Consider the following 10,675-nt stretch of genomic DNA (forward strand, 5'->3'; position numbering starts at 1 on the left):
TCGCCGGGTACGCCGATGACCAGCCGACCGGCGACCGGATCGTGGTGGCCTGCATGGACGGTGAGTGGCATGCGCTGCCGGCCCGGCTGGTCGCCGAGGTGCTGCGGCTGCGTGGCTGGCAGGTCACTTTCCTCGGTGCCAGCGTGCCGGCCGCGCACCTGGTGTCGTACCTGCACCGGCACGACGCGTACGCGGTCGCGCTGGCCTGTGCGCTGCCGATGCGGCTGCCGCACGCGCACCGGATGATCGAGGCGTGTCAACGCTTGGACGTGCCGGTCGTGGTCGGCGGTCGGGGCTTCGGCGCGGACGGCCGGTGGGCGCGACGGCTCGGCGTGGCCTGGGCACCCGACGGGCCTGCGGCGGCCGACCTGCTCGCCGACGAGCGGGCGCTGCGGGCCGGCCCGCCGGCCGACCTGGCCCACCTGGCCGACGACGAGTACGCCGGCCTGGTCGGCCGGCGTGCCGAGCTGATCGACAGTGCGCTGGCCGACCTGGCGCAGCGGGTGCCGGCGACCCGCGACTACAGCCCCGCCCAGCTCGACTCGACGGTCAGCGACCTGGGCTACATTCTGGACTTTCTCGCCGCCGCGCTCTACGTCGACGACGGCTCGCTGTTCACCGAGTTCGTCGACTGGCTGGTGGCCGTCCTGGATAGTCGGGGTGTGCCGGCCGCCGCGGTCGGGACCACCCTGCGCCACTACGCCCGGGCGTTGCACGACTTTCCGCGTGCGGCGGGCTACCTCCAGGAGGGTTGGCGGGTGCTGCCGGCGGTGGGCCCGATCATTTCGCCACCGAGGGCGTAAACTCCGGCCCGCCGTGCGGCGCGCTCTATACTTGCCCTACTGCAAGCGTCCGCCCCGGGGCGGCGGGAGGGGGACCTCGTGACGTTCACCGTCACGTACGTCGAGCGCGACGGCGGGCCGACCCGCCTGCGCCTCGTCGGTGAGCTCGACATGGCCAGCGCCCCCCAGCTCAATGCCGTCATCGACCGGCTGGCCGCCGCCGGGGAACGCCGGCTCCTGGTCGACCTGACCGATCTCACGTTCTGCGATTCGACCGGCATCGCCGTTTTCGTGCGGGGTGACAACCGGGCGGCCGCCGACGGCGGTTGGCTGCGGGTCACCGGCGCGACCGGCCGGGTCGAACGGGTGCTCAAGGTGACCGGCCTGGCCGAGGTGCTGGGCTACGGCGCCGACGACCCGGCGGCCACGGATCGCCCGGGAATGGGCTAGATTTCCCGCCAGCGCGGGACCGGCAGGTCCCGTCCTCGCCGACCTGAGGCAGGTAACGATGGGCACTCGCACCCTGGACCCGGTTCGCATCCTCGTGGTGGACGACGACCCGGGCGACGTGCTCATGATCGAGGAAGCCCTGGCGACCTCCGACGTCGACAAGGTCATCGACGTGGTCGGCGACGGTCAGGAGGCGATGGAGTTCCTCCGCCGCGAGGGCCGGCACAGCGGCGCCCACCGCCCGGACGTGATCCTGCTCGACCTGAACATGCCCCGGATGGACGGTCGCCAGGTGCTGGGCGAGGTGAAGGGCGACGACGACCTGCGGACCATCCCGGTCGTCGTGCTGACCACCTCGAACGCGGACACCGACATCATCAGCAGCTACACGTTGCAGGCCAACGCGTACGTCACCAAGCCGATCGACCTGGACGACTTCAACGACGTGGTCCACCGCATCGACGAGTTCTTCGGTCGGGTGGTCGTCCTGCCCAAGCGGTCCTGACGCGGCCAGGGGTCAGGTCAGTGCGGCCACCACGGTGGCGGCCCGCTCCTCGTGCTGGGCGTACGCGTAGGGGTAGGCGGAGATCTGCACGGCCTGGGCGGCCAGGGTCAGGCTCATCTCCTGCCAGCCGGGTATCTCCAGCAGCGCCTCGTAGAACGCCTGGGCCGCGTACGCCGGCCGCATCAGGTCGCGTACGGTGCCCCAGCCGCTGCTGGGGCGCTGCTGGAACAGCCCGACCGAGTCGTGGTCCCAGCCGATGGCCTGGTGCGGGTAGTCCTGCGACTCGGGCAGCACGCCGCTGGCGTAGTTGAGCAGGGTGCTCTCCTGCATCGCCGTGGCGACGGCGATGACCAGGCCCTGTCGGGGCAGCTTCAGGTCCACGCCGACATCCACGATCACCTTGGCGTTGTTCATCTGCGCCTGGGTGAGCCCGGCGACGGGCTTGGGCGGGCTCGGCTTGGCCGGCGTCTTCTTCGGCGTGGGGCTGGCCGACGGCTTGGCGGTCGGGGAGGCACTCGGCGAAACGGTCGGGGAGGCGCTCGGGCTGGGGCTGGCCGGCGTGGGGGCGGCGCTGCGTTCGAGGGAGCGGGAGGCGACGTCGTCCGCCAGCGCGCGGTCGGCGACCGCCTCGGCCACCTGCGCCGCGGGTACCTCGTCGGTGTCGGGGGCCGAGGCCACGGCTGCCGCGCCGAGACCGCAGGCCACGCCGGTGGCCAGCGCCACCCGGAACGGGATGGAGCCCAGCAGGGCGCGGACACCGCGGCGCGGGGGTACGGCCGCCCGATGCCGGCCGATCACCCGTTCGGATGATGCTCCTTCGGCCGAACGGCTCGCCGGTTGCTGGGGGGTCAGCTTCTGGTCGATCTGGTCGTCGGGATGCACCCGCCGAGGCTAGAAAGCCCTCGGCCCGCTGCCACCGGGTCGGTTGGTGGCATGCGTCACAATTTGCGGCTATCCGTCGGGTGATTCTCCGTGAGCAGTGGCATAAGGGATGACTGACAGTAATCCGTCGTTCCGCTAATGCCGGATATGGATGAGCAAGACGGGATCAAAGGCCGATCTTGTCGGCGTCGATGGCCGCCTCGCCGGACCTCCTCCGAACGGACGATGGTCGGGTCGGCCCGAAGGAGGCTCCGGTTGGGGTGGACGGGCCAGCCGCCGTCAGCGCCGGCCGTTCTCCGCCGGGGTGACGGTGAGCCGGTGCCGGCTGTCGTCCCCGCTGGAGAACGGCCACAGCCGGTCGGCGTGTTCGACCAGTTCGGCGAGCTGCTGCCGGGTCAGGCCCACGGAGGAGATCGAGGCATGCACGTCGGCCCGGTACCGGCCGTCGTCGTCGCGTCCCAGCTTGGCCTCCGCGCGTACCTGCACGGTGTGCGCCTCGTCGGTGATCCTGCCGGCCGCCTCCACCGCCGCGTGATGCAGACAGGACGCGAAGGCCGCGGCGAGCAGCTGCTCCGGGGTCAGCCCGGTGCAGTGCGGCGCCAGCGGCGAGGCGAGGGTGGTGGAGAGCGCCCCGTCGTCGGTGCGGACATGGCCGCCCTCGGCGGTCGCGGTGGCAACCTCGTTCAGCCAGGAACTCGGCATCACGTTCCTCCCGTCACTCCCCGCCCGGCTACCCGAGCCCGATCGGGTGAAACTCCGGCCAACCGGCGGCCGGCTGCCAGGGTCACCCGCCGGGCCGGCTCCACCGGCCCCCGACGGCCGCCTCGGTGACCTCGGCCGCCGCCCGGTCCGTCCACGGGGTCACCGACGCCGGCCGCTGCCGGACCGCGAGCGGCTGGAGCATCGGCACGTACACCCGGGCGTCCACCGCCTCGGCGAGCAGCAGCGCGGCGACCAGGCTGCTCGGCCGCCCGGTCGGGTCCTCGGCGAGGCAGCGCCGGCACAGGTCGGCCACCTCCGCAGGCAGGCCGGGGACCTCGGGCAGGGGCTGCGGGGGCTGCCGCCGGTCGAGGCCGAGCAGCTGGGTCACGCTCTCAGCCGGGTACGGCAGCCGCCCGGTCAGGCAGCAGTAGAGCAGGACGCCGAGGGCGTACATGTCGGCTGCCGGGGCGGCCGGAGACCGGTGCAGCTGCTCCGGGGCCAGGTAGGCGGGGGTACCGACCACCATGCCCTCGGGCGCGGGGTCGGCGGCACCGGTCGGGGTGGCGATACCGAAGTCGAGCACCTTCACCCCGCTCGGGGTGAGCATCACGTTCGCCGGTTTCACATCGCGGTGCACGATGCCGTGCGCGTGGGCGGCGGCGAGGGCGGCGCTCACCTCCGCGCACACCCGCACCGCGATCCGCCAGTCCAGCGGGCCGGTGCGCAGGTGGGCGGCGAGAGTCTGCCCCTCGGCCAACTCCATCACGATGTACGGCGCCTCGCCCGTCGAGCTGGCGTAGGTGCCGAAGTCATGCACGCTGGCGACGTTGGGATGGACCAGTCGGGCCGCGGACCGGGCCTCGGCGCGGATGCGTTCCACCGACGCCGGGCCGTCCGGCTGGCCGGGCGACACCAGCTTCACCGCGACCGTCCGGTCCAGCACCGCGTCGTGCGCCCGCCAGACCTCCGACATGCCGCCGACGCCGACGCGCTGTTCGAGCCGGTACCGCCCGTCCAGCGTTCTCATCGACCGCTCCTCGCCCTCGTGGTACCCCGCCCCGGCGCGCGCGCCCGCGGCGTCGGCACGGTACCCCGCCGCCGATCAGGGCAAACCGGCCTCGCGCGGCGGCCGGTGGGGTTAGCGTGCGAGCCGAGGTGCCGGGCAGTCTGGAGGCGGAGCGGGTGATGAGTGAGGTGACCGTACGTTTCGTCGGTGGCCCGGCCAACGACCTGGTCCGGGCGCTACCGGCCGGCCCGGACGGCGCGCCACCACGGCTGTGGGTGCTGCGCCGACCCGAGGCGGCGCCCACGCCGGCCGCCGACCATCTCTACGCCCGCCACCGACCCGACGGAACCGGCACCTGGACGATGCGCTTCGTCCGCACCGACCCGGTCGGCGTGACGGAGTGACGCACCGGCCGGCCCGGCCGGCACCTGCACAGCTGACGCACAGGATCCGCACAAGCGGGGCCCAGCGCGTCGGCCCACCATGGGGACCATGTTGACCGAGGGGGAGGTCGGACCGGGCCGCGTCGAGCTGCGCCGGCCCGACGGCGAACCGGTCCGGGTGCTGGTCGTCGACGACGAGCCGACCCTGACCGACCTGTTGTCGATGGCGCTGCGCTACGAGGGCTGGCAGGTGCGTACCGCCGGCGACGGGATGGCCGCGGTACGAGTCGCCCGGCAGTTCCAGCCCGACGCGGTGCTGCTCGACGTGATGCTGCCCGACCTGGACGGCTTCCAGGTGCTACGCCGGCTGCGGGAGGACAACGCCACGGTGCCGGTGCTGTTCCTGACCGCCCGGGACGCGGTGGAGGAGCGGATCGCCGGCCTCACCGTGGGCGGCGACGACTACGTGACCAAGCCGTTCAGCCTGGAAGAGGTGATCGCCCGGCTGCGGGCCCTGCTGCGCCGCTCCGGCTTCGCCGTCGCCACCCGACCGGATGCGGTGCTCACCGTCGGCGGCCTCACCCTGGACGAGGACAGCCACGAGGTACGCCGCGACGGCCAGCTGGTCACCCTCACCGCCACCGAGTTCGAGCTGTTGCGCTACCTGATGCGCAACCCCCGCCGGGTGCTGAGCAAGGCGCAGATCCTCGACCGGGTGTGGAACTACGACTTCGGGGGCCAGGCCAACGTGGTCGAGCTGTACATCTCGTACCTGCGGAAGAAGATCGACGCCGGCCGCCAGCCGATGATCCACACGCTGCGCGGAGCCGGGTACCTGCTCAAGCCGGCGGAGTGAGCACCGTGCGCCGGTGGCTGGCCGGTTGGTCACTACGGACCCGCCTGGTGGTCACCCTGGTCGCCCTGCTCGCCGTGGTCAGCCTGGCCATCGGCGGCCTCACCACGGTGGCGTTGCGGCATTTCCTGATCTCCCGGGTCGACGAGCAGCTCCTGCCGATGTCCGGGGTCCGGGGCGGTGCGCCGTGGGAGTCGGGCCCGGGTCCGGGCCAGGGTCCCTGGCCCGACGTGCGGGTCCCGCGCGGCTTCCCACCCGGCACGATCAGCGCGCAGGTCGTCGACGGGCGGGTCACCGAAGCGTGGACGCTGGTCGGCCGCCAGGAACAGGCGGTACCGGTCGAGGAGGTGGCCGCCCTGGCCGGGGTGCCCAGCGACGGCCAGCCGCACAGCCGCGACCTGGGCGACCGGGGCAGCTACCGGCTGGTGGCCCGCCAGTCCGCCGCCGGGACCGTACGGGTGCTGGGCATACCGCTGGCCGGAGTGCAGGAGACGGTCTGGTGGATGGTGGCCGCGCAGGCCGGCGTCGCCGCCGCCGGGCTGCTCGTGGCCGGCAGCACCGGGGCGCTGATCGTCCGGGCCACGCTGCGCCCGCTGCGTCGGGTCGCCGCCACCGCCGGCCGGGTCAGTGAACTGCGGCTGGACCGGGGCGAGGTGGCGCTCTCCGAACGGGTACCGGCGGCCGACACCGACCCGCGTACCGAGGTCGGTCAGGTCGGTTCCGCGCTCAATCGGATGCTCGGGCACGTCGCCGCCGCGCTCGCCGCCCGGCAGGCCAGCGAGACCCGGGTACGCCAGTTCGTCGCCGACGCCAGCCACGAGCTGCGTACGCCGCTGGCCGCGATCCGCGGCTACGCCGAGGTGGCGCGCCGGGGTCGCGACCGCGTCCCGCCCGACGTGGCGCACGCCCTGCGCCGGGTCGAGTCGGAGAGCACCCGGATGACCAGCCTCGTCGACGACCTGCTGCTGCTGGCCCGGCTGGATTCCGGCCGGCCCCTCGCGGTCGAGCCGGTCGACCTCACCGCACTGGTGGTGGACGCGGTCAGCGACGCGCACGTCGCCGGCCCGGAACACCGCTGGCAACTCGACCTGCCGGGGGAGGTCATCCGCGTCCCCGGCGACCCCGCCCGGCTCCACCAGGTGCTGGCGAACCTGCTGGCCAACGCGCGGGTGCACACCCCGCCCGGCAGCACCGTCACCACCGGCCTGCGGCTGGCCGACGGCGTCGCCGAGATCAGCGTCGCCGACGACGGTCCCGGCGTGCCGCCCGAACTCCAGCCCGAGGTGTTCGAACGGTTCGCCCGCGGCGACAGCTCCCGGTCCCGGGCCCACGGCAGCACCGGCCTCGGCCTGTCCATCGTCGCCGCCGTGGTGGAGGCCCACCACGGCACCGTCTCGCTGGACACCCGCCCGGGGCGCACCGTGTTCACCGTCCGGCTGCCGAATCCCACAGCGGGCGCATAGCCGACGCACTGAGGCGGAACAGCTCGCGCACCGAGGCTGGTCGGCATGGACAGATCAGACACCCGGTCGCCCGCGCCCGAGGCGCTCACCGCCCGGCCCGGACCCGACGTGCCCACCGTCCCGCCGACGCCGACGGCGCACCTGCTTGCGTCGGGCCCGCAGGCCCCCACGGCCACCGCCCCGCCGCCGGCCGGCGCGCGTCAGCGCCGGCCTGCCTGGGATCGCCCGGCCCTGGTCGCCCTGCTGCTGGGCACCGGGTTGCTCTACCTGTGGGGGTTGGGGGCCTCCGGCTGGGCCAACTCCTACTACGCCGCCGCCGCGCAGGCCGGCTCGCAGAGCTGGACGGCCCTCTTCTTCGGCTCCTCGGACGCGGCCAACTCGATCACGGTGGACAAGACGCCCGCCTCGCTGTGGCTGATGGCGCTCTCCGTCCGGCTGTTCGGGCTGAACAGTTGGGCGCTGCTGGTGCCGCAGGCGCTGTGCGGGGTGGCCACGGTCGGCCTGCTGTACGCCACGGTCCGCCGCTGGTACGGCCCAGCCGCCGGCCTGATCGCCGGGACGGTGCTGGCCCTGACCCCGGTGGCCACCCTGATGTTCCGGTTCAACAACCCGGACGCCCTGCTGGTGTTGCTGCTGGTCGCCGCCGCGTACGCCACCGTCCGGGCACTGGAGACGGCGAGCACCCGGTGGCTCGCGCTGGCCGGGGCCCTGGTCGGCTTCGGCTTCCTGACCAAGATGCTGCAGGCGTTCCTGGTCCTGCCGGTCTTCGCCGCGGTCTACCTGGTCGCCGCGCCGACCACGCTGGGCCGGCGGATCCGGCAGGTTCTGCTGGCCGGGCTCGCCGTGGTGGTGGCGGCCGGCTGGTGGGTGGCCGTCGTGGAGTTGGTGCCGGCCGGTGCCCGCCCGTACGTCGGCGGATCGCAGTCCAACAGCGTGCTGGAGCTGACCCTCGGCTACAACGGCCTGGGCCGGATCACCGGCAACGAGGTCGGCAGTGTCGGCGGTGGGGGCGGTCCGGGCGGCGGCGGTCCGTTCTCCGGGCAGACCGGCCTGCTGCGGATGTTCGAGGACCGGGTCGGGGGCCAGATCTCCTGGCTGCTGCCGGCCGCGCTGATCCTGCTGGTCGCCGGCCTGGTGCTGGCCGGCCGGGCGGCGCGTACCGACCGGGCCCGGGCCGGGCTGCTGCTCTGGGGCGGCTGGCTGCTGGTCACCGGCGGAATCTTCAGCTACATGTCCGGCATTTTCCACGAGTACTACACGGTGGCCCTGGCGCCGGCGGTCGCCGCGCTGGTCGGCATCGGCACCACCCTGCTCTGGCGGGCCCGCGCGAACGCGCCGGGTTGGCGCCGGCTCGCGGCCACGCTCACCCTGGCCGGCACCGTCGCGGTCACCGCCGGGTGGTCGGCCACGCTGCTGGGCCGTACCCCGGACTGGTACCCGTGGCTGCGTACCGCCGTGCTGGTCGGCGGGCTGGCCGCGGCGTTCGCCCTGGCGCTGGCCCACCGGCTCTCCCGCCGCCTCGTGGTCGTGCCGGTGCTCGCCCTGGCCGGCGCGGCGGCGCTGGCCGGGCCGGCGGCCTACGCGGCGCAGACCGCGGCGACCCCGCACACCGGGGCGATCCCCACGGCCGGCCCCGAGACGCGTGGCGGGTTCGGTCCCGGCGGCGGAGCCGGGCGCTTCGCCGGCGGGCCGGGCGACGGCGGCCGGCTGGCCGGTCGTCCGGGCACCGGCACCGACGGCGGAACCGGGCGGTCCGGCACCGACGGCCAGTCTGGTTTCCCCGGCGGCCGACCCGACTTTCCCGGGTTCCCGAGCGGCAGCGGCCAGTCCGGTGCCGGCGACGGCAGCGCCTCGGGCCAGCAGGACGGCGGCCCGGCCGCCGGCTTTCCCGGTGCTGCGGGGACGACCGGCGAGGATCGGGGTGGCATGGGCGGGCTGCTCGACGCCCGCGAGCCCAGTGCCGGGCTGAAGGCCCTGCTGGAGCGGGACAGCGTCAGCTACACCTGGATCGCCGCCACGGTGGGCTCGAACAACGCCTCCGGCTACCAGCTGGCCACCGGCGAGCCGGTGATGGCCGTGGGCGGATTCAACGGCAGCGACCCGTCGCCCACCCTCGAACAGTTCCAGCGGTACGTGGTCGAGGGCAAGATCCACTGGTTCGTCGGCGGTGGTGGCTTCCGTGGCACCAACGGCGGCAGCTCCGCGTCGTCGGAGATCGCCGCCTGGGTCGCCGAGAACTTCGCGGCGCAGACCGTCGACGGGGTCACCGTCTACGACCTCAGCACCGGGAAGGAGGGGTGACGATGATCGAGTCGACCGAGTCCCGGGCCGCCGTGCGGGCCCGCCCCGCCGCGTCGAACCCGGTGCTGGACGTCGTCGTGCCGGTGTACAACGAGGAGGTTGACCTCGGCCCCTGCGTCCGGCGGCTGCACGCGCACCTCGGCGAGCACTTCCCGTACCCGTTCCGGATCACCATCGCCGACAACGCCAGCCTCGACGGCACCCTGGCCGTCGCCGAGGCCCTCGCCGCCGAGCTGCCCGGCGTGGTGGTGCGGCACCTGGCCGCCAAGGGTCGTGGCCGGGCGTTGCGGACGGCCTGGTCGGCCTCGGACGCGCCGGTGCTGGCGTACCTGGACGTCGACCTGTCCACCGACCTCGCGGCGCTGCTGCCGCTGGTCGCGCCGCTCATCTCCGGCCACTCCGACCTGGCCATCGGCACCCGGCTGGCGCGGACCTCCCGGGTCGTACGCGGGGCCAAGCGGGAGGTCATCTCCCGGGCGTACAACCTGCTGCTGCGCGGCACCCTCGCCGCCCGGTTCTCCGACGCGCAGTGCGGGTTCAAGGCGATCCGGGCGGACGTGGCCCGCGAGCTGCTGCCGTTGGTGCAGGACACCGGGTGGTTCTTCGACACCGAACTGCTGGTCCTCGCGCAGCGGGCCGGGCTGCGCATCCACGAGGTGCCGGTGGACTGGATCGACGACCCGGACAGCCGGGTGGACGTGGTGGCCACCGCCCTGGCCGACCTGCGCGGCATCGGCCGCCTCGGCCGGGCGCTGCTCACCGGCGCGCTGCCGCTGGCCGACCTGCGGGCGCAGCTCGGCCGGGCACCGCTGGCACCGCCAGGGAGGGTGCCCGCCGGGCTGCCCCGACAGCTGGTCCGGTTCGCCGCCGTCGGGGTGGCCAGCACCTGCGCGTACCTGCTGCTGTTCACCCTCACCCGGGGCGCGCTCGGTGCCCAGCCGGCGAACCTGCTGGCGCTGTTGCTCACCGCGGTCGGCAACACCGCCGCCAACCGCCGGCTGACCTTCGGCATCACCGGCCGTCGGCACGCCGGCCGCCACCACCTCCAGGGGCTGCTGGCCTTCGCGCTCGGTTTGGCGCTGACCAGCGGTTCGCTGGCCGCGCTGCACGCCGTGACCGACCCGGGTCGAGCGGTCGAACTGGCGGTGCTGGTGGCGGCCAACCTCGCCGCCACCGTGCTGCGCTTCGTCCTGCTCCGACTCGGCATGCACCACCGCCGTTGACGGTGCAAGGAAGGGCCCCCTGTTAACGCCCTTGGGTTCTAGGGGTCGTTGCAACAGCTGATCGTTTCAGGGGTTGCGATGTTCCAGGTTCGCGGGGATCGAGGGCCGCAGGGTCGTAAGAAGCT

The 10,675-nt window shown here is 74.0% G+C and carries 11 protein-coding genes; 8 read left to right on the forward strand and 3 right to left on the reverse strand.

What is annotated here, in order from left to right; translation table 11 throughout:
- The 3 genes from AB0M52_RS23295 to AB0M52_RS23305 all read left to right on the forward strand — a co-directional run.
- On the forward strand, positions 1 to 803 hold an 803-nt coding region (locus tag AB0M52_RS23295), incomplete at its 5' end, for a cobalamin B12-binding domain-containing protein (protein ID WP_363957280.1).
- A gap of 78 nt (positions 804 to 881) precedes the next feature.
- Positions 882 to 1,232: an STAS domain-containing protein gene (locus AB0M52_RS23300; RefSeq protein ID WP_111214590.1), complete on the forward strand. Its 351-nt coding sequence runs from the start codon at positions 882 to 884 to the stop codon at positions 1,230 to 1,232.
- A gap of 58 nt (positions 1,233 to 1,290) precedes the next feature.
- Positions 1,291 to 1,737, forward strand: coding sequence for a response regulator (locus AB0M52_RS23305; protein WP_363957283.1), 447 nt, complete (start codon positions 1,291 to 1,293; stop codon positions 1,735 to 1,737).
- 12 nt (positions 1,738 to 1,749) lie between these two features.
- Here the strand turns inward: AB0M52_RS23305 and AB0M52_RS23310 are convergent, their stop codons facing one another.
- From AB0M52_RS23310 to AB0M52_RS23320, 3 genes are all read right to left on the reverse strand, one after another.
- Complete coding sequence (locus AB0M52_RS23310) at positions 1,750 to 2,619, reverse strand: hypothetical protein (RefSeq protein ID WP_363957286.1); 870 nt, start codon at positions 2,617 to 2,619, stop codon at positions 1,750 to 1,752.
- A gap of 279 nt (positions 2,620 to 2,898) precedes the next feature.
- Positions 2,899 to 3,321, reverse strand: coding sequence for an OsmC family protein (locus tag AB0M52_RS23315; protein WP_111214587.1), 423 nt, complete (start codon positions 3,319 to 3,321; stop codon positions 2,899 to 2,901).
- An 82-nt stretch (positions 3,322 to 3,403) separates the two neighbouring features.
- Positions 3,404 to 4,348 (reverse strand): serine/threonine-protein kinase, encoded by a 945-nt coding sequence (locus tag AB0M52_RS23320; protein ID WP_363957288.1) that lies wholly within the window; start codon positions 4,346 to 4,348, stop codon positions 3,404 to 3,406.
- A gap of 158 nt (positions 4,349 to 4,506) precedes the next feature.
- Here AB0M52_RS23320 and AB0M52_RS23325 point away from each other — a divergent pair, with 158 nt between their 5' ends.
- The 5 genes from AB0M52_RS23325 to AB0M52_RS23345 all read left to right on the forward strand — a co-directional run bounded on the left by AB0M52_RS23325 (position 4,507) and on the right by AB0M52_RS23345 (position 10,550).
- Positions 4,507 to 4,731, forward strand: a complete 225-nt coding sequence (locus tag AB0M52_RS23325) for a hypothetical protein (protein WP_363957291.1) — start codon at positions 4,507 to 4,509, stop codon at positions 4,729 to 4,731.
- A gap of 88 nt (positions 4,732 to 4,819) precedes the next feature.
- Complete coding sequence (locus tag AB0M52_RS23330; RefSeq protein ID WP_363957294.1) at positions 4,820 to 5,566, forward strand: response regulator transcription factor; 747 nt, start codon at positions 4,820 to 4,822, stop codon at positions 5,564 to 5,566.
- A gap of 17 nt (positions 5,567 to 5,583) precedes the next feature.
- Positions 5,584 to 7,026 carry a HAMP domain-containing sensor histidine kinase gene (locus AB0M52_RS23335; RefSeq protein ID WP_363957303.1) on the forward strand — a complete coding sequence of 481 codons (1,443 nt, stop codon included), beginning with the start codon at positions 5,584 to 5,586 and terminating at the stop codon, positions 7,024 to 7,026.
- A 45-nt stretch (positions 7,027 to 7,071) separates the two neighbouring features.
- Positions 7,072 to 9,327, forward strand: coding sequence for a glycosyltransferase family 39 protein (locus AB0M52_RS23340; protein ID WP_363957297.1), 2,256 nt, complete (start codon positions 7,072 to 7,074; stop codon positions 9,325 to 9,327).
- Between the two features lie 2 nt (positions 9,328 to 9,329).
- Entirely contained in the window at positions 9,330 to 10,550 is a 1,221-nt protein-coding gene (locus tag AB0M52_RS23345) for a dolichyl-phosphate beta-glucosyltransferase (protein WP_363957300.1), read from the forward strand.
- Positions 10,551 to 10,675: the final 125 nt, after the last annotated feature.

The organism is Micromonospora sp. NPDC051296, from assembly GCF_040682255.1.
GTDB lineage: Bacteria > Actinomycetota > Actinomycetes > Mycobacteriales > Micromonosporaceae > Micromonospora > Micromonospora craterilacus.

What these genes read in the sequence shown, in the direction of transcription:
- AB0M52_RS23305 (WP_363957283.1), top strand. Translation starts at nt 1,291, where the DNA reads ATGGGCACTCGCACCCTGGACCCGGTTCGCATCCTCGTGGTGGACGAC.
- AB0M52_RS23315 (WP_111214587.1), bottom strand. Translation starts at nt 3,321, where the DNA reads ATGCCGAGTTCCTGGCTGAACGAGGTTGCCACCGCGACCGCCGAGGGC.
- AB0M52_RS23320 (WP_363957288.1), bottom strand. Translation starts at nt 4,348, where the DNA reads ATGAGAACGCTGGACGGGCGGTACCGGCTCGAACAGCGCGTCGGCGTC.
- AB0M52_RS23325 (WP_363957291.1), top strand. Translation starts at nt 4,507, where the DNA reads ATGAGTGAGGTGACCGTACGTTTCGTCGGTGGCCCGGCCAACGACCTG.
- AB0M52_RS23330 (WP_363957294.1), top strand. Translation starts at nt 4,820, where the DNA reads ATGTTGACCGAGGGGGAGGTCGGACCGGGCCGCGTCGAGCTGCGCCGG.
- AB0M52_RS23340 (WP_363957297.1), top strand. Translation starts at nt 7,072, where the DNA reads ATGGACAGATCAGACACCCGGTCGCCCGCGCCCGAGGCGCTCACCGCC.
- AB0M52_RS23345 (WP_363957300.1), top strand. Translation starts at nt 9,330, where the DNA reads ATGATCGAGTCGACCGAGTCCCGGGCCGCCGTGCGGGCCCGCCCCGCC.